Origin of the sequence: Cupriavidus sp. HPC(L) (assembly GCF_000307735.3) — a bacterium.
Taxonomy (GTDB): domain Bacteria; phylum Pseudomonadota; class Gammaproteobacteria; order Burkholderiales; family Burkholderiaceae; genus Cupriavidus.
Genome location: NZ_AMPR02000101.1, coordinates 21,806 through 40,456, shown reverse-complemented (window position 1 = coordinate 40,456; position 18,651 = coordinate 21,806). Strand labels below are relative to the sequence as shown.

Here is an 18,651-nt window from a genome sequence, read left to right as displayed (position 1 = left end):
CATGCCGACCCCGGCCAGGCGCTGCAGCGCGGCGGCGCTGCGGTCCAGTTCGGCGCAGAAGGCGGCCTGGTCCATTGCGATGTCCTGGCCGGCCTTCGGGCCGAACTGCGGCCGCATCACGACCTTGCCGCCGCGCGTGCTGCGCAGGTACACGTGGTCGAAGGTGTGCGAGCCGAATACGTGGCCGTCGGCCGCCAGCGCCTTCCAGTACGGCGCCCAGCCGGGATCGAGCGAATGGTCGCCGCGCACGGTCGGCTCGTTGGCCAGGAAGAAGGTCGCGCGCACGCGCTGGCGGCGCAGCACGTCGGCGATCAGCTGCGCCTGGCTCATGCTGCCGGTGTCGAAGGTCAGGTACAGCGTGCCGGCACGGCAGTCGTCGGGCGCGGCATCGGCGGTGGGCGACATGACCGTCAGCCAGGACGTCAACAACGCGGCAATCGTGCGACTGCGTCCGGCGCGGCGTTTCTCGATTGACGATGGGGTCCTCCCTCTCCCCCCCAGGGGGGAGAGGGTCGGGGAGAGGGGGTGGTTTCCGGCGGCGGTGACATAGCCCACGCCGCTTGCCCTCTCCCCCGCCCCGCTCCCGCTGGACGCGAGAGGGGACAAAACCGCGAGCATCGATACCGGCAGCAGGTTCCCTAGCCTCATACCGCCCCCGTCAATACAGCGGCGCCCGCGTGCGGAAATAGATGCCGTGCGGCGAGCGTCCGACGCGGATGGTCTTGATCAGCTTGCGGCTCGGCACGTCGATCACGCCGACCGACCGGGCCCAGCGGAAGGTGACCCACAGCGTCTTGCCGTCGGCGGCCAGTTCCATGTCGTCCGGTCCCGGCGGCAGGCCGGTGATGTCGCCGACCTTGGTCAGCGTCTGCTGGTCCAGGATGCTGATGGTGCCGGAGACGCGGTTGGTCAGCAGCAGATGGCGCTTGTCGCCGAGCGCGCGGAAGTTGTGCGCGCCCTTGCCGGTCTGGATCTGCTTGACCACCGCGCGCGTGCGCCAGTCGATCACGGCGACATAGTCGGCGCCGGTCATGCCGACCAGCAGATAGCGCTGGTCCGGCGTGATCCAGATACCGGCCGGCGCCGAACCGGCCTCCATGCGCCACAGCAGCGTCTGCGTCGGCAGGTCGATCGCCGCGACCTCGTTCGAGTCCTGCAGCGTCACGAAGGCGATGCGGCTGTCGGCGGTGAAGGCGATATGGCTGGGCGTGCGGCCCAGTGGCAGCTGCTTCGCCGCCTTCAGCGCGCGCCCGTCCCAGCGGTACAGGTCGACGCGGTCGAGCCGGTTGCCGGTGACGACGAACCATTTCTGGTCCGGCGAGAAGCCGATGTGATAGGGATCGTCGATGTCCGGCACGCGCTGCTGGACCCGCCCGCTGACCGGATCGAGGAAGACCAGGTCGTTGCCGACCGCGTTGGCGACGATCAGCGAGCGATCGTCGGGCGTGGCGATCAGGTGATGGGGCTCCTTGCCCACCGGAAAGGTCTCCAGCACCTTCTGGCTGTCGCGGTCGATCAGGGTAACGCTTGCGTCACCCGAATTAAGTACCACGACGACTTCGGCATGGGCCGACAGGGCTGGCAATGCCGCCGCGCCAAGACAGGCCCAGGTCAGACAGGCAGCGACGACACGGCGAAAGGCGGGCATAGACACGGCGAACGGAACGGTTGGCGGACCGTTCGGAACGGTCGGCGAAAGGTAGGAACAAGGAAACGGATCAGGCGGAAGGGCACGGTCCGGAGGGTCCGGTTGCCCCCGGATAATGCGACCGCCAAGGCCCACGCATTCTAACGTCGAGCCCCACCGTTTCGATGACCGGGCGCGCCAAAATCGTGCGCCACCCGCCCTACCGTTGCATCGACTCCCACACCTTCTGCAGACGCTTGACAGACATCGGCACTGGCGTTCGCAATTCCTGCGCGAACAGCGCGATGCGCAGCTCCTCCAGCATCCAGCGGAATTCCTCGAGCCGCGCGTCCTCGCCGCCCCTGGCCTGCCGCCGCTGCTTGTCCGCGCGCTGCCACTGCTGCAGCAGCGGCGCCATTTCCTGCTGCCGCTGGGTATCCCGGGACGGATCGCCCTTGAGCTTGTCGATCCGCATCGCGATGCCCTTCAGATAGCGCGGGAAATGCACCAGCCTGTCGTACGGCGTCTCGGCCAGGAAATGCTTGCCCATCAGCTGCGACAACTGCGCCTGCATGTCGGCGTGGGCGGCGGCGAAGGGCTTGGCCTGCAGCAGCTTGCGCGGCAGCGCCGCGTACTCGGCCAGGATGGTGCCCGCCAGCCGGGCGATCTCCTGCGCCAGCAGGCCGAGCCGCCCGCGGCCCTCCTCCTTGCGCGCGGCGAACTCCGCCTCGTTGCGCGGCAGCGGCGCCTGCATGCAGGCGCGCTCGAGCGCCAGCGTCACGATCTGGTCGCGCAGCATGTCCTGCGTGCCCAGCGTCATGTACTGCATCGCCATCTGCGACAGGCCGGGGATGTTCTTCTGCACGAACTTGACCTGCTCGCGCAGCTGCAGCGCGAACAGCCGCCGCAGCCCGGCATGGTGCAGCCGCTCGGCCTCCTGCGGGTCGTCGAACACCTCGACGTCGCAGTGGGTGTCGCGGTCGACCAGCGCCGGGTAGCCGAACAGCGTGCGGTTGCCCTTGCGGATCTCCAGCAACTCCGGCAGCTCGCCGAAGGTCCACCCGGTCAGCCCTTCGTACTGCGCCGCCTCGGCGACCGGCGCCTCGCGCGCGACCAGGCTCTGGAACGACTGCTGCGCCTGCCCGCCCAGTTCGGCGCGCAGCTGGGCCAGGTTGCGGCCCATGTCGAGCTGGCGGCCGTGCTCGTCGACCACCTTGAAGTTCATGAAGTGGTGGGCCGGCAGCGTCTCCAGCTTGAAGTCCGCGCGCCGGATCATCGTGCCGGTCTGCTCGCGGACATCGGCAATCAGCACGTCGATCAGCTCGCCCTCGCCGAATGGCCGGCGCTCGACGAAGCCCGCCGCATAGTCGGGCAGCGGCACGCAGTGGCGGCGCAGCTTCTGCGGCAGCGACTTGAGCAGCAGGTGCACCTTCTCCTTGATCATGCCGGGCACCAACCAGTCGGCGCGCTCGGGCCGAACCTGGTTCAGCGCGTACAGCGGCACCGTCAGCGTGACGCCGTCCCGGTGGCTGCCGGGCTCGAAGTGGTAGCTCAAACCCATGTCGACGCCGGCGACGTTCAGCGTCTTCGGGAACAGGTCGGTGGTGATGCCGGCCGCCTCGTGCCGCATCAGCTCTTCGCGGTTCAGGTACAGCAGCTTGCGGTCGCCCGCGCTCTCCTTCTGGTACCACTGCTCGAACTGCGTCTGCTGATGGATGTCGGCCGGGATATGGCGGTCGTAGAACGCGTAGATCAGCTCGTCGTCGACCAGCACGTCCTGCCGGCGCGCCTTGTGCTCGAGGTTCTCGATCTCGCGCACCAGCCGCTGGTTGTGCGCGTAGAACGGCAGCCGCGTATCGAACTCGCCTTCGACCAGCGCGCGGCGGATGAACAGCTCGCGCGCCTCCCGCGGATTCATCGGGCCGTAGTGCACACGCCGATGCTGGTAGACCGTCAGCCCGTACAGGGTGGCGCGCTCCATCGCCAGCACCTGGCCGGCCTTCTTCTCCCAGTGCGGATCGCTCCAGCTGACCTTCAGCAGATGGCGGCCGACCTGCTCGAGCCAGTCCGGCTCGATGCGCGCCAGCGTGCGCGCGAACAGCCGGCTGGTCTCGACCAGCTCGGCGGCGACCAGCCAGCGGCCCATCTTGCGCGCCACCAGCGAGCCCGGCCACAGGTGGAACTTGATGCCGCGCGCGCCAAGGTACTCGCGGCCGCGGCCGTCGGCCTCGTCCAGCTTCTGGCCGATATTGCCCAGCAGACCGGTCAGCAGCGCCTTGTGGACCTGCTCGTAGGTCGGCTCGCTGTCGTTGAGCTTCCAGCCCTGCTCGGCGACCGTGGTCAGCAGCTGCGAATGGACGTCGCGCCATTCGCGCAGCCGCAGATGCGACAGGAAGTTGGCGCGGCACTGGTCCTGCAGCTGGCGATTGCTCTTCTTGTGCGCGACCGCGTCCTCGAACCACTTCCACAGCTTGACCCAGCCGAGGAATTCCGAGCGTTCGTCCATGAACTTGCGGTGCGCCTGGTCGGCGGCCTCCTGCGCCTCCTGCGGCCGGTCGCGCGGATCCTGCACCGACAGCGCGCTGGCGATGATCAGCACCTCGCGCAGGCAATGCTGGTCGCGCGCGGCGAGGATCATGCGGGCCACGCGCGGGTCCAGCGGCAGGCGCGCCAGTTGCTTGCCGAGCGGCGTCAGCGCATTGGCCTCGTCGACCGCGCCGAGCTCCTGCAACAGCTGGTAGCCATCGGCGATCGCGCGCCCGAGCGGCGGCTCGATGAAGGGGAACGACTCGATCGCGCCGAGGCGCAGCGCCTTCATCCGCAGGATCACCGCGGCCAGCGACGAGCGCAGGATCTCGGGATCGGTAAAGCGCGGGCGCGCGGCGAAATCGGCTTCGTCGTACAGGCGGATGCAGACGCCGTCGGCGACGCGGCCGCAGCGGCCGGCGCGCTGGTTGGCGGCCGCCTGCGAGATCGGCTCGATCTGCAACTGCTCGACCTTGTTGCGATACGAATAGCGCTTGACGCGCGCCAGGCCCGTGTCGACCACATAGCGGATGCCGGGCACCGTCAGCGAGGTCTCGGCGACGTTGGTGGCCAGCACGATGCGGCGCGCGTTCGACGGCTTGAACACGCGCTCCTGCTCCTGCACCGACAGCCGCGCGAACAGCGGCAGGATCTCGGTGTGCGGCGGATGGTGCTTGCGCAGCGCCTCGGCGGCCTCGCGGATCTCGCGCTCGCCGGGCAGGAACACCAGCACGTCGCCGGGGCCGAGCCGGCTCAGCTCGTCGACCGCGTCGACGATGCCGTCGTACAGGTCGCGCTCGCGCGCCTGGGCCGCCTTCGCCGGGCCATCGCCGGCCCTGGCACCCTTGTCGCCCTTGTCGCCCTTGTCGCCCTTGTCACCCCGCTGGTTCGCGCCGCCTTCGTCGGCGATCGGCCGATAGCGGACCTCGACCGGATACAGCCGCCCGCTGACCTCGATCACCGGCGCCGGCTTGCCGCCGCTGCCGAAATGCTCGGCGAAGCGTTGCGCGTCGATCGTCGCCGACGTGATGATCACCTTCAGGTCCGGGCGGCGCGGCAGGATCTCCTTCAGGTAGCCCAGCAGAAAATCGATGTTCAGGCTGCGCTCGTGCGCCTCGTCGATGATGATCGTGTCGTAGGCGCGCAGCAGCGGATCGGTCTGCGTCTCGGCCAGCAGGATGCCGTCGGTCATCAGCTTGATCGACGCGCCGGGCGACATCGTGTCGTTGAAGCGCACCTGGTAGCCGACGTGCTCGCCCACCGGCGAGCCCAGCTCCTGCGCGATGCGCTTGGCGGTCGAGGTCGCGGCGATGCGGCGCGGCTGGGTATGGCCGATCAGGCCGCCGCGGCGCCGGGGCTGACCGTCCTTGTCCTTGCCCTGGTCTTCGCCCGTCTCTTCGCCATGCTCTTCGCCCTTCCCTTCGCCGCCGGCGGCATCGGCGCGCGCCGGTCCGCGGCCGATCGACAGGCAGATCTTGGGCAGCTGCGTGGTCTTGCCCGAGCCGGTCTCGCCAGAGACGATCACCACCTGGTGCTGCTCGATCGCGCGCGCGATCTCGTCGCGCCGTGCCGAGACGGGCAGCGCTTCAGGGAAGGTGATCGGCGGCAGCGGATTGGCGAGCACGGCGCGGCGCGCGGGCCGGCCTTCAAAGCGGCGTTCGGGCTTGCGTTCGGGCTTGCGTTCAGCCTGGTCTTCGGTCGGACCCTGGGACGAGCCCTGGGAGCGGCTCTTCGATGGGCCCTGGGACTGGCGTGCGGACTGCGGTCGGGACGGCCTGCGGCGCGGGGCTGCGGGTGGGACGGGGCGTTGTTCGGACATTGGCGGGGATTATAATCCGCGCCATGAACGCCAGAACCGCCACGACCCCGACAGCCGGCACGCACAACGACGCCGCCGGCGATCCCCTGCCCGACCCCGCCGCCGACGCGCTCGATCCTCCGGCTGCGACCGTGGCCGTTCCCCCCACCCCTGCCGATGTGCCGAGCGTGCCGAGGGCACCGGCCACGCCCGAGCGCGCCGCGCCCGGACCGGACCGCCAGCAGTTCGTCGACTGGCTGCGCGCGGTCGCGCCGTATATCCACGCCTTCCGCGGCAAGACCTTCGTGATCGCCTTCGGCGGCGAGCTGGTCAAGGCCGGCATGCTGAACGCGCTGGTCAACGACGTTGCGCTGCTGCACGCGATGGGCATGCAGATCGTGCTGGTCCATGGCTCGCGTCCGCAGGTCGAGGAACAGCTGGCGCTGCGCCAGGTCGAGTCGCGCTTCGTCGACGGCCTGCGCATCACCGACAACGCCGCGCTCGAATGCGCGAAGGAAGCGTCGGGCGAACTGCGTCTCGATATCGAGGCCGCCTTCAGCCAGGGCCTGCCCAATACGCCGATGGCCGGGGCGCAGCTGTCGGTGGTGTCCGGCAATTTCGTCACCGCGCGCCCGGTCGGCATCGTCGAGGGCACCGACTACCAGCACACCGGTCTCGTTCGCAAGATCGACGGCGACTCGGTACGCATGTCGCTGCAGCACGGCAAGATCGTGCTGCTGTCGCCGCTCGGCTTCTCGCCCACGGGCCAGGCCTTCAACCTGTCGATGGAAGATGTCGCCAGCGCGACCGCGACCGCGCTGAAGGCCGACAAGCTGATCTTCATCACCGAGGTGCCGGGCGTGCTGGACCCGGTCGGCAAGCTGATGCCGGAGATGTCGCTGCGCACCGCGGTCGAACGGCTGCAGAACAACCATCTGCCGCCCGACGTCGCCTACTACCTGCAGCATCTGGTCAAGGCGCTGAAGGGCGGCGTGCCGCGCGCGCACCTGATCCCGTTCGACATGGACGGCTCGGTGCTGCTGGAACTGTTCCTGCACGACGGCGTCGGCACGATGGTGTCGGACACCGACCTCGAGAGCCTGCGCGAGGCGACGCTCGACGACGTCGGCGCGATCGTGCAGCTGATCGCGCCGCTCGAACAGGACGGCACGCTGGTGCCGCGCGGCCGCCATCTGATCGAGCGCGACATCGCCAACTTCTCGGTGATCGAGCACGACGGCGTGCTGTTCGGCTGCGCCGCGCTCTACCCGTATCCGCGCGAAGGCATGGCCGAGATGGCCTGCCTGACGGTGTCGCCCGAGGCCCAGGGCACCGGCGACGGCGAACGGCTGCTCAAGCGCATCGAGCGGCGCGCCCGCGCGCTGGGGCTGGAACGGCTGTTCGTGCTGACGACCCGCACCGAGCACTGGTTCCTGAAGCGCGGCTTCGTGCGCGCCAGCGTCGACGACCTGCCCGAGGACAAGCGCAAGCTGTACAACTGGCAGCGCAAGTCGATGGTGCTGATGAAGAAACTGTAAGGGCGGTAGGGGCGGCGCGCGGCGGACGCGCCCGCTTCGCTACAATGGCCGCCGGACGAACGCGCCACGACATCGCACCGCGATCACACGAACAGAACGATAGAAGGAGTTCCCCATGGCCCGCATGGTCCATTGCGTCAAGCTGAACAAGGAGGCCGAGGGCCTCGATTTCCCGCCGCTGCCCGGCGAACTGGGCAAGAAGATCTGGCAGAACGTGTCGAAGGAGGCCTGGGCCGGCTGGCTCAAGCACCAGACCATGCTGATCAACGAAAACCGCCTGAACATGGCCGACGCGCGTGCGCGGCAGTATCTGCTGAAGCAGACCGAGAAGTACTTCTTCGGCGAAGGCGCGGACCAGGCGGCGGGGTATGTGCCGCCGCAGGCTTGAGTCGGCTGCAGCCGTCGACATCCCGTAGGTGTTCTCCCTCTGCCCCTCAGGGGGAGAGGGTCGGGGCGAGGGGGTGGTTTCGAGCCGCTGCGGCATAACGACCGCCCAATGCCCTCTCCGCTGCCCCTCTCCCGCGAGCGGAGAAAAGAAAAAGGCGCCAGGTTTCCTGGCGCCTTTGTCGTTTATGCGGGCTGACGAATCGGCTCAGAAATCCGTGCGCCGCACCCCGTCGGCCGTGCCCAGCAGCAGCACGTCGGCGCCGCGCAGTGCGAACAGCCCCACGGTCACCACGCCGGGCAGCTGGTTGATCGCCTGCTCCATGCCCTTCGGATCGCCAATGGCCAAGCCGCTGACGTCCAGGATCACATTGCCGTTGTCGGTCTTGTAGATGCCGCCTTCCCTGGTCATGCGCAGGCGCGGCTGGCCGCCCAGCGCCGCCAGCTGGCGCGCCACCGCGGCGCGCGCCATCGGGATCACCTCGACCGGCAGCGGGAACTGGCCCATCACGCCGACCAGCTTGCTGGCGTCGGCGATGCAGACGAAGGTGCGCGCCACCGAGGCAACGATCTTCTCGCGCGTCAGCGCGCCGCCGCCGCCCTTGATCATCGCGCCGCTGGCGTCGATCTCGTCGGCGCCGTCGACATAGACCGGAATCTCGTCGACCTCGTTCAGGTCCAGCACCTTGAAGCCGTGCTGCTGCAGGCGGCGCGTCGAAGCCTCGGAGCTCGATACCGCGCCGGCGAAGCGGTCCTTGAAGCGCGCCACCGCATCGATGAACAGGTTGGCGGTCGAACCGGTGCCGACACCGAGCACCGCCCCTTCCGGGACTTCCTTCTCGACATAGTCCGCGGCGGCCTGCGCCACCTGCGCCTTCAGTTCATCCTGAGTCATTGCCTGCTGCCTTCGGCGCCGCCGCGGACGAGTGCGGTACGGTGCGGCGCCGGAAAAGTCGGTTGCGGAAACCGCGTAGTGTAACGGATTGCGCCCGGGCCGCCAGGGGTCTCACAATGGGCCGGTACAATGGACCGATGCGGCACCGATGCAGCCCCGCTGCGGCAGCCCCGTTCCGATTCCTTTCCCGTCCGACGCAATCATCATGAACCAGCTAGCGCAACTGAAGCAGTTCACCACCGTGGTGGCCGATACCGGCGACTTCCAGGCGATGAAGCAGTACACGCCGCAGGACGCCACCACCAATCCGTCGCTGATCCTGAAGGCCGTGCAGAAGCCCGAATACCGGCCGCTGCTCGAGAAGGCCGTGCGCGATCATCACGACGCCGGCGTCGATGCCGTGATGGACGCGCTGCTGATCGCCTTCGGCGGCGAGATCCTGAAGATCGTGCCGGGCCGGGTGTCGACCGAGGTCGATGCGCGGCTGTCCTTCGATACCGCCGCGACCGTCGACAAGGCACGCCGCCTGATCGCGCTGTACGAACGCGCCGGCGTGCCGCGCGAGCGCGTGCTGATCAAGATCGCCTCGACCTGGGAAGGCATCCGCGCCGCCGAGGTGCTGCAGCGCGAGGGGATCCGCTGCAACATGACGCTGCTGTTCTCGCTGGTACAGGCAGTCGCCTGCGCCGAGGCCGGCGCCCAGCTGATCTCGCCGTTCGTCGGCCGCATCCTCGACTGGTACCGCAAGCAGGCCGGCGACAAGTGGAATCCCGACGCCAACAGCGGCGACGCCGATCCGGGCGTGCATTCGGTGCGGCAGATCTACGACTACTACAAGCGTTTCGGCTACAAGACCGAGGTGATGGGCGCGAGCTTCCGCAATACCGACCAGATCCTGTCGCTGGCCGGCTGCGATCTGCTGACGATCAGCCCCGAGCTGCTGGAGCAGTTGGCGGCCAGCACCGCGCCGGTCGAGCGCAAGCTGTCGGTCGACGATGCGCAGGCCGGCCATATCGCGCGCGTCCATTGCGAAGAGCCGGCCTTCCGCTGGCAGCTGAACGAGGACGCGATGGCCACCGAGAAGCTGGCCGAGGGCATCCGCGCGTTCGCGGCGGATGCCATCAAGCTGGAACGGCTGATCGCCGAGACGTTCTCCTGAAGACGGGCGCGGGCGCGGCTCCGCGGGCCTGCCGGGCCTTGCGTCAGGCGCCCGCCCCGTCCCACAGCATCGGCAGGCATTGGCCGGCCGGTGCCGCCAGCACCAGGTCGGCGGTCGCGTCGAGCGCCGACGGCTGCGGATTGACGACGATCACGCCGGCGCCATGGTCCTTGGCCAGGCCCGGCAGACCGGCCGCGGGATAGACCATGCCCGAGGTGCCGACCACCAGGCACAGATCGCAGGTCTGCGCCGCATGCTCGGCGCGGTAGCGCGCCACGCGCGGCAGGTCCTCGCCGAACCACACCACGCCGGGCCGCATCGGCGCGCCGCAATGGATGCAGCGCGGCGGGCTGCGGCCGTCGTCCGGCGCGGCCTCGCAGCGGCCGCAGCCGTCCAGCCATTTGTTGGCGAACAGGTTGCCGTGCAGCTCGATCACGTCGGGGCTGCCGGCGCGCTGGTGCAGGCCGTCGACGTTCTGCGTGACCAGCGTCACCTTCTTCTGCGCGGCCAAAGCGACGATCGCATGATGCGCGGGATTGGGCTGCGCCGCCGCAACCAGCGCGCGGCGATGCTGATACCAGTCCCAGACCAGGCCGGGCTGGCGGCGGTAGGCCTCCTCGGTGGCCAGTTCCTCGGGATCGAAACGGGCCCACAGGCCCGTCAGCGCATCGCGGAAGGTCGGCACGCCCGACTCGGCCGAGATGCCGGCCCCGGTCAGCACCAGGATGTCGTTGGCGGCGGCGATGCGCCGCCGCGCCTCGGCCAGGTCGGCGGCATCGATCAGCATCGCGCCCCCTTCATTGAACCGTCCGCTCAACGCGCCACGGCGCGGCGCTGGCGCACCGCTTCATAGAGGCAGACGCCGCTGGCGACCGACACGTTCAGGCTCTCGACGCCGCCTGCCATCGGGATCGACACCAACTCGTCGCAGGTCTCGCGGGTCAGGCGGCGCATGCCCTCGCCTTCGGCGCCCATCACCAGCGCGGTCGGGCCCTTCAGGTCGATGTCGTAGACGGTGCGCTCGGCGCCGTCGGCGGTACCGACCACCCAGATGCCCCGCTCCTGCAGTTCGCGCAGCGTGCGCGCCAGATTGGTCACGGTGATGTAGGGCACGGTCTCGGCCGCGCCGCTGGCCACCTTGGCCACCGTCGCGTTCAGGCCGACGCTGCGGTCCTTGGGCGCGATCACCGCATGGGCGCCGGCGCCGTCGGCCACGCGCAGGCAGGCGCCGAGATTGTGCGGGTCGGTGACGCCGTCGAGCACCAGCAGCAGCGGCGTGCCTTCGATGCCGTCGAGCAGTTCGTCGAGATTGAGCGCCAGCGACACGTCCTCGGCGCGGGCGACCACGCCCTGGTGGCGGTCGGTGCCCGCCATGCCGCGCAGGCGTTCGGCATCGACCGGATGGAGACGCACGCCGAGTCCCTCGGCGAGGCGGATGAAGTCCTGCATGCGGCGATCGCGCCGGTTGGACTCGATATAGACGTCGGTAACGCCGGCCGCGTCCTGGCGCAGGCGCGCGGTGACGGCGTGAAAGCCGATCAGAAGTTTTTGTTTGGCCATGGGCGGGATTGTACCCGTCCGAGCTTGCCCTCCCCCCACCCTTCTCCCCACCCCTCTCCCGCTTGCGGCAGAGGGGAGTGAGGTCTGCATGCGGCGGCGCGATGCGGGGCTCAATCTGATGGAAACGCTCACGGCATCCGCATGAGCGGCAGTCGGAGGGGACCGCCTTGCTTTCCGCTCCCGCTTGCGGGAGAGGAGAGTGAGGTCTGCATACGGCGGCGCCTTGCGGGGGGCGCGGCCTATGGAAATCGCGGCGTTCGCACGAGGCGCACTCGCGGATGGCGCGCCGTCTTGCTTCCGTATTGCTCCCCTCTCCCGCTTGCGGGAGAGGGGCCCGGGGGAGAGGCAGCGGCGGTCAATGCGCCACCGCCCGCCTGGCTCACCGCGTCCGCGTGGACTTCTTCGACGCGGTCTTGCGTGCCGTCTTGCCGGCGGCCTTGCCGGCCCGCTTGGCGGTCGACTTCGCCGCGGTCTTGTCGCCCGCCCTGCCGCCCGCCCTGCCGCTTTCCTTGCCCGCCGTCCTGGCCACCGCGCCGGCCGGCTTGGGCTTGGCCGCGCGCCTGGACGGCTTGCCGGTACTACCGGCGGTACCGCCCTCCGGCCTGCCCTTGATCGGCGTGATCACCGCCTCGAACACCGGTTGCTCCTCGAACACGCGATCGAGCGTTTCGTCGAACGACTCCTCGGGCTTGGAGGTGCCGCCCAGCAGCGCCGCCAGCTGGCGCCCCTTCTTGCGCGCGGGCAGCGCATGCGCGGCGGGCACATGCGGCGCCGGCTCGGTGGTCGGACGCGCGCGCAGGCTCTTGGCCGACGGCTCCTGCACCAGGCGGAAATCGATCTTGCGGGCGTCGAGGTCGACGCGCGAGACCTGCACGCGCACGCGATCGGTCAGCCGGTAGCGGATGCCGGTGCGCTGGCCGCGCAACTCGTTGCGCGCCTCGTCGTACTCGAAGTAATCGCTGCCCAGCTCGGTCACGTGGACCAGCCCTTCGACATACAGCTCGTCGAGCTGCACGAAGATGCCGAACGAGGTCACCGCGCTCACCGTGCCGGCAAACTCGTTGCCGAGCTTGTCGCGCATGAAGTAGCACTTGAGCCAGGCCTCGACGTCGCGCGAGGCCTCGTCGGCGCGGCGCTCGTTGGCCGAGCAATGCAGCCCGAGCTCGTCCCACACCGCTTCGTTGCGGCGCGCGCGGCCGGCCATCTTCTCGGCGCGCGCGGCCTCGTCCTTGGCCTGCATGCGGCGGGCCTTCGGCGAGATCGCGGTATTGAGCGCGGTGCCCGGAGCGAAGGCCGGCTGGTACTTGGTGTGCGCCAGCACCGCCTTGATCGCCCGGTGCACCAGCAGGTCCGGATAGCGCCGGATCGGGCTGGTGAAGTGGGCGTAGGCCTCGTAAGCCAGGCCGAAGTGGCCGATGTTGTCCGGGCTGTAGACCGCCTGCTGCATCGAGCGCAGCAGCATGGTCTGCAGCATCGGCGCATCGGGACGCGCCTTGATCTTGTCCATGACCTCGGCGTAGTCGGAGGCCTGCGGCTTGTCGCCGCCGCCCAGCGACAGGCCCGAGGTCTTCAGGAACTCGCGCAGCGCCTTGAGCTTTTCCTCGCTGGGGCCGGCGTGGATCCGGTACAGCGCCGGATGCTTGAAGCGCTCGAGGAAGTCGGCCGCGCAGACGTTGGCGGTCAGCATGCATTCCTCGATCAGCCGGTGCGCGTCGTTGCGCGTGCGCGGCAGGATCTGTTCGATCTTGCCCTGCGCATTGCAGACGATATAGGTCTCGGTGGTGTCGAAGTCGATCGCGCCGCGCTCGCGGCGCGCCTTCAGCAGGACCTGGTACAGCTCGTACAGGTTCTGCAGATGCGGCACCAGCTCGGCACGCTTGTGGGCCTCCGGACCCTTGGTGTTGGACAGCACCGCCCAGACCTCGTTGTAGGTCAGGCGCGCGGCCGAATGCATCACGGCGGGATAGAACTGGTAGGCCTTCAGTTCGCCCTTGGCGGTGATCACCGCATCGCAGACCATGCACAGCCGGTCGACCAGCGGGTTCAGCGAGCACAGGCCGTTCGACAGCTTCTCCGGCAGCATCGGAATCACGCGGCGCGGGAAGTAGACCGAGGTGGCGCGGTCGAGCGCGTCGGCGTCCAGCGGCGTGCCGGGACGCACGTAGTGCGAGACGTCGGCGATCGCGACGATCAGGCGCCAGCCCTTGGCGCGGCCGATCTTGACCGGCTCGCAATAGACCGCGTCGTCGAAGTCGCGCGCGTCCTCGCCATCGATCGTCACCAGCGGCACGTCGCGCAGGTCGATGCGGTGGTCCAGGTCGGCCTCGCGCACCTCGTCGGGCAGCGCGGCGGCCTCGCTCTGCGCGCCCGGCGAGAACGTATGCGGCACGCCGTACTTGCGCACCGCGATCTCGATCTCCATGCCGGGGTCGTCGATCTCGCCCAGCACCTCGACCACGCGGCCGACCGGCTGCACATAGCGGTCCGGATATTCGACGATCTCGACGCTGACGACCTGGCCGACCTTGGCCTTGCCCTGCGCCCGCGGCGGGATCAGGATGTCCTGGCTGATGCGCTTGTCCTCGGGCGCCACCACCAGCACGCCGCCCTCGCTGAGCAGGCGGCCGATGACGAAACGGTTGGCCCGCTCGACGATCTCGACGATCTGCCCTTCGGGACGGCCGCGGCGGTCGTAGCCGATCACGCGCACCTGCGCACGGTCGTTGTGCATCGCCTTCTGCAGCTCGCGCTCGGGCAGGAAGATATCGTCCTCGCCGTCGTCGCGGATCAGGAAGCCGAACCCGTCACGGTGGCCCTGCACGCGGCCGACCACGAAATTGGGCTGATGGGCGAGCTCGTAGCGGCCCTTGCGGTTCAATTCGATCTGGCCGTCGCGTTCCATCGCGGCCAGCCTTTTCTGGAAGCCGTCATGCTCCTTGCGCGTGACGGCGAGGGCCTTGGCGATGTCGCCGGCCGACAGTGGCGAACCGGAGGTACGCAGGACGCCGAGGATTTCTTCCCGACTCGGGATCGGATAGTTGTTCTGATTCAATTTCTTCTAAAGAGGATTTGACAAATCGATTGTCGTCGCTATAATGAGCGCTTCGGTTGTTTCGACACCTGCCCAGGTGGCGGAATTGGTAGACGCACTAGGTTCAGGTCCTAGCGGTGGCAACACTGTGGAGGTTCGAGTCCTCTCCTGGGCACCAGATCAAAAAACCCGCATCGCTTTCCGGCGCTGCGGGTTTTTTCTTTCCCGCGTGCATCTGCGTTTCCATCCGGATCGCTTGCGCGTTCTGCTTTGATCGGGCCATTGGCGCTCCAGTTCGGCGCCGCGAGCGCCGGTTGCCCCGGATCCCCGGGATCGCGTCCCGACGAATTCCGACCATGTGCCGACCTTGCGCGGCCGACGACCATCTTTCACTGCTTGCGGCGCGCTGGCAACCGCTCGAACCGACCAAACCAACCGGCCGAACCGACGCGCGACTGCGCCGCCCCTTGCGCCGGGCACGACCGTCATCGCCGCGCCTCGGCATCAACGCGCAGTGTATCAGCTTCAGTGGCGCTTCCGGCATTCTGTCGAGTTCGTGTCTGCATCGCTTGCCGGCCGCTTGCCCGCCGATCGCCCGCCGATCGCCCGGCGCCCTTCCCTCCATCGTTTTCCGCCGCGGTTGACAGTCGGATTATATGTAACTACGATGGTTTCACTTATTCGTTCTCCGCCATGTCCACCAGCAGCCGATTCGCCGTTGCCGTCCATATCCTGACCCTGCTGGCCAGCGCCGACGAGCCGCTGCCTTCGTCGCTGATCGCCGGCAGCGTCGGCACCAATCCCGCGCTGATTCGCCGTCTGATCGGCGTGCTGGCGCAGGCGGGACTGGTCTGCACCGCGATGGGCGCGGCGGGCGGCGCCTCGCTGGCACGGGCCGCGAACACGATCACGCTGCGCGATGTGTTCCGCGCGGTGGAGTCGGACAGCGTGATCGGGCTGCATGCCGGCGCACCGAATCCGGCCTGCATGGTCGGGCGCGAGATCACCGGCGCGCTGACCCGCATCACCGACCGGGCGCAGGCCGCGATGGAGGAGAACCTGGCGCAAACGACGATCGCCGGCATGCTGGCCGACGTCGAGCGATCGGCGCGCGCGCGGCGGCGCTGATTTTTTGTCCGCATATTTTTTGTCCGCATATGTAACCAAAGTAGTTTCATATGCGAATCTCTCTTTGCTTCCTCACGAAGCCAACCTGTGAAGGAGTTCCATCATGCAAATCGCCATCCTCGGTGCCACCGGACGCGTCGGCAGCCGCATCGCCGACGAAGCGCTACGCCGCGGCCATACCGTGACCGCCATCGCTCGCCACGCCGGCACGCTGGCGGATCGTCCAGGCCTGAAACGGCTGGACGCGGATATCGCCGATCGGGCCAATACCGCAAAGCTGGCGCCGGCCCTGGCCGGTCATGACGCCCTGGTCAGCGCGGTGCGCTTCGCGCAGGCGGGGCCCGAGCCGCTGCTGCGACTGGCCCGCCAGGCCGGCGTCAAGCGCGTGGCGGTGGTCGGCGGTGCCGGCAGTCTGTATGTCGCACGCGGCGTGCAGCTGGTCGACACGCCTGAATTTCCGGCGGCCTACAAGGACGAGGCGCTGGCCGGCCGCGGCTTCCTGAATGCGCTGCGGGGAGAAAACGAGCTGGACTGGGTCTTCCTGTCACCGTCCGCGCTGCTGGAGCCAGGCCAGCGCACCGGCAGCTATCGCGTCGGCAAGGACGAGCTGCTGGCCGACGCCAACGGCAAGAGCTGGATCTCGATGGAGGACTTCGCCGTCGCGCTGGTCGACGAGCTGGAGCGGCACGCGCATTCGCGCGAGCGGTTTACGGTGGGGTATTGAAGAGAAACGCAACAGGTGCGCTGCCCTCTCCCCCGGCCCCTCTCCGGCAAGCGGGAGGGGTAGAAAACCAATTGGGTTCGCCTCTTCCCTCAGGGGAAAAAAAACCGACAAGCGTCGATTCGCGCCGATTGGGTTCTCCCTCTCCCCCTCAGGGGGAGAGGGTTGGGAAGAGGGGGTGGTTTGAACCGGTCAAAAAATTCAGCCCTGACCGCCCTCGCCCTCTGCCCGCTTGCCGCGCTTGAGCCAGGCGGCCAGGTTGTGCGGACGCAGCGTGTCGTATTCCTCGAACGGCTGATGGATCCACGGATTGGTCGGCAGGAAGCTGACGTGATAGTCGGGCTTGACCTTCGAGCACGCCTTGTACCACAGCACCGCCGAACGGACTTCAGTCACCGCGGGATAGCGCTCCTGCAGATGGCGGCCGACGCGCTCCAGCGTCACGCCCGAGTCGACCAGATCATCGACCAGCAGGATGCGCCCGCTGAGCTCGCCGCGCGTCATCGTGATGTACTGCGCGATATCGAGATCGCCCTGCACCGTGCCGGCCGCCTCGCGGTAGCTGCTGGTGGCCAGGATCGCCAGCGGCACGTCGAAGATGCGCGACATCTGGTCGCCGACGCGCAGGCCGCCGCGCGCCAGGCACAGGATCTTGTCGAAACGCCAGCCCGACTCGTGCACGTTCAGTGACAGGCGGGCAATCAGCCGGTGGTATTCGTCCCACGAGATCCACAGGTTTTCGTCATCGTTCTGGGGCAGGGTCATCGCTTGCTCTTCGTCGCTGCTTTGTAATAGGGGGTTCCCGTGCGCGGGATACAGTAAGGCCCGCTTGCGCGGGCCGTCATTCCATCGAAGGCCGCGGTTTGCCGCGGCTCGCGCCGGATCAGATCACCGAATCAGACCAGATACGGATGGCGCAGCAGAATGGTTTCGTCGCGGTCCGGACCGGTCGAGATCATGTCGATCGGGATGCCGACCACTTCCTCGATGCGCTTCAGGTACTGGCGCGCGGCCTCGGGCAACGCGTCCCAGCTCTTGATGCCGAACGTCGATTCGTTCCAGCCGGCGAAGTCCTCGTAGATCGGCTCGCAGCGCGCCACGGCGTCCGAGCCGCGCGGCAGCATGTCGATCTGCTTGCCGTCCAGCGTGTAGCCGACGCACAGGCGGATCGTATCGAGACCGTCGAGCACGTCCAGCTTGGTCATGCACAGGCCCGACACACCGTTGATCTGCACCGAGCGCTTCAGCGCGGCGGCATCGAGCCAGCCGGTGCGGCGCGGGCGGCCGGTGACCGAGCCGAATTCCTTGCCGACATTGGCCAGGCGCACGCCGACCGGATCCTGGCGGCGCGGATTGTCGTTGTCGTACAGCTCGCTGGGGAACGGGCCCGCACCGACGCGGGTGCAATAGGCCTTGGTGATGCCCAGGATGTAGTGCAGCCGGCCCGGACCGACGCCGGCGCCCGCGGTGGCGGCGCCCGCCACGCAGTTGCTCGAGGTCACGAACGGATAGGTGCCGTGATCGACGTCGAGCAGCGTGCCCTGCGCGCCCTCGAACATCAGGTTCTGGCCGGCGGCGTTGACCGCGTACAGCTCGGCCGACACGTCGGCGACCATCGCCGCCAGGCGCGGCGCATAGGCCAGCGCCTCGTCCAGCGTCTGCTGGAAGTCCACCGCCTCGGCGCCCAGGTACTGGGTCAGCATGAAGTTGTGGAAGTCCAGGTTCTCGCGCAGGCGTTCGGCGAATTGCTGCGGATCGAACAGGTCCTGCACGCGCAGCGCGCGGCGGGCCACCTTGTCCTCATAGGCCGGGCCGATGCCACGGCCGGTGGTGCCGATCTTGCCGGCGCCACGGCGCAGCTCGCGCGCCTTGTCGATCGCCACGTGGTACGGCAGGATCAGCGTGGCCGCTTCGGAAATGCGCAGGCGGTTCTGCACCTGCAGGCCGGCCCCTTCCAGTTCCTCGATCTCGCGGAACAGCGCCTCGGGCGACAGCACCACGCCGTTGCCGATATAGCAGACGGTGCCTTCGCGCATGATCCCCGACGGGATCAGCCGCAGGATCGTTTTCTTGCCGCCGATGATCAGCGTGTGGCCGGCATTGTGGCCACCCTGGAACCGCACCACGCCCTTTGCATGATCGGTAAGCCAATCGACGATTTTTCCTTTGCCTTCGTCACCCCACTGGGTGCCGATCACGACGACGTTGCGTCCCTGGCTTACTGCTGAAGCGGACATGTTGAACTGGTCAGAAGGTTAAAAACGTATTCTACTCTTGTTGCGGG

Annotated in this window: 14 protein-coding genes and 1 tRNA gene; 6 read left to right on the top strand and 9 right to left on the bottom strand. The window is 68.3% G+C overall.

All coding sequences use genetic code 11. The features are described 5' to 3' along the window. The 3 genes from B551_RS07695 to hrpA form a co-directional block, all read right to left on the bottom strand. On the bottom strand, positions 1 to 405 hold a 405-nt coding region (locus B551_RS07695), incomplete at its 3' end, for a polysaccharide deacetylase family protein (protein ID WP_023263808.1). Between the two features lie 253 nt (positions 406 to 658). Continuing rightward, positions 659 to 1,648, bottom strand: a complete 990-nt coding sequence (locus B551_RS07690) for a cytochrome D1 domain-containing protein (protein WP_023263806.1) — start codon at positions 1,646 to 1,648, stop codon at positions 659 to 661. Positions 1,649 to 1,847: 199 nt separating this feature from the next. After that, positions 1,848 to 5,972 (bottom strand): ATP-dependent RNA helicase HrpA, encoded by a 4,125-nt coding sequence (gene hrpA / locus B551_RS07685; protein WP_023263805.1) that lies wholly within the window; start codon positions 5,970 to 5,972, stop codon positions 1,848 to 1,850. A 23-nt stretch (positions 5,973 to 5,995) separates the two neighbouring features. Between hrpA and argA the strand changes: the two genes are divergently transcribed. Then, positions 5,996 to 7,489, top strand: coding sequence for an amino-acid N-acetyltransferase (gene argA, locus B551_RS07680; RefSeq protein WP_023263804.1), 1,494 nt, complete (start codon positions 5,996 to 5,998; stop codon positions 7,487 to 7,489). 115 nt (positions 7,490 to 7,604) lie between these two features. Further along, positions 7,605 to 7,877 (top strand): oxidative damage protection protein, encoded by a 273-nt coding sequence (locus tag B551_RS07675; protein ID WP_006577139.1) that lies wholly within the window; start codon positions 7,605 to 7,607, stop codon positions 7,875 to 7,877. Positions 7,878 to 8,081: 204 nt separating this feature from the next. Here the strand turns inward: B551_RS07675 and rpiA are convergent, their stop codons facing one another. Further along, positions 8,082 to 8,768, bottom strand: a complete 687-nt coding sequence (gene rpiA / locus B551_RS07670) for a ribose-5-phosphate isomerase RpiA (protein ID WP_006577138.1) — start codon at positions 8,766 to 8,768, stop codon at positions 8,082 to 8,084. Positions 8,769 to 8,973: 205 nt separating this feature from the next. Between rpiA and tal the strand changes: the two genes are divergently transcribed. Beyond that, positions 8,974 to 9,927, top strand: coding sequence for a transaldolase (gene tal, locus B551_RS07665; RefSeq protein WP_006577137.1), 954 nt, complete (start codon positions 8,974 to 8,976; stop codon positions 9,925 to 9,927). Between the two features lie 43 nt (positions 9,928 to 9,970). Here the strand turns inward: tal and B551_RS07660 are convergent, their stop codons facing one another. The 3 genes from B551_RS07660 to rnr all read right to left on the bottom strand — a co-directional run bounded on the left by B551_RS07660 (position 9,971) and on the right by rnr (position 14,539). After that, positions 9,971 to 10,714, bottom strand: coding sequence for an NAD-dependent deacylase (locus tag B551_RS07660; RefSeq protein WP_023263803.1), 744 nt, complete (start codon positions 10,712 to 10,714; stop codon positions 9,971 to 9,973). Between the two features lie 26 nt (positions 10,715 to 10,740). Then, positions 10,741 to 11,487: a 23S rRNA (guanosine(2251)-2'-O)-methyltransferase RlmB gene (rlmB, locus tag B551_RS07655; protein WP_006577134.1), complete on the bottom strand. Its 747-nt coding sequence runs from the start codon at positions 11,485 to 11,487 to the stop codon at positions 10,741 to 10,743. A gap of 379 nt (positions 11,488 to 11,866) precedes the next feature. Next, entirely contained in the window at positions 11,867 to 14,539 is a 2,673-nt protein-coding gene (gene rnr, locus B551_RS07650; RefSeq protein WP_023263802.1) for a ribonuclease R, read from the bottom strand. A 70-nt stretch (positions 14,540 to 14,609) separates the two neighbouring features. On the opposite strand from rnr, the gene B551_RS07645 reads away from it, so the two are divergent. From B551_RS07645 to B551_RS07635, 3 genes are all read left to right on the top strand, one after another. Beyond that, a tRNA-Leu gene (locus B551_RS07645) sits at positions 14,610 to 14,696 on the top strand. Positions 14,697 to 15,211: 515 nt separating this feature from the next. Beyond that, positions 15,212 to 15,646: an Rrf2 family transcriptional regulator gene (locus B551_RS07640; RefSeq protein ID WP_006577133.1), complete on the top strand. Its 435-nt coding sequence runs from the start codon at positions 15,212 to 15,214 to the stop codon at positions 15,644 to 15,646. Between the two features lie 103 nt (positions 15,647 to 15,749). Then, positions 15,750 to 16,370, top strand: coding sequence for an NAD(P)-dependent oxidoreductase (locus B551_RS07635; protein ID WP_006577132.1), 621 nt, complete (start codon positions 15,750 to 15,752; stop codon positions 16,368 to 16,370). Between the two features lie 198 nt (positions 16,371 to 16,568). Here the strand turns inward: B551_RS07635 and B551_RS07630 are convergent, their stop codons facing one another. Next, positions 16,569 to 17,132: a phosphoribosyltransferase gene (locus tag B551_RS07630; RefSeq protein ID WP_006577131.1), complete on the bottom strand. Its 564-nt coding sequence runs from the start codon at positions 17,130 to 17,132 to the stop codon at positions 16,569 to 16,571. A 131-nt stretch (positions 17,133 to 17,263) separates the two neighbouring features. After that, entirely contained in the window at positions 17,264 to 18,604 is a 1,341-nt protein-coding gene (locus B551_RS07625; protein ID WP_006577130.1) for an adenylosuccinate synthase, read from the bottom strand. Between the last annotated feature and the right edge of the window lie 47 nt (positions 18,605 to 18,651).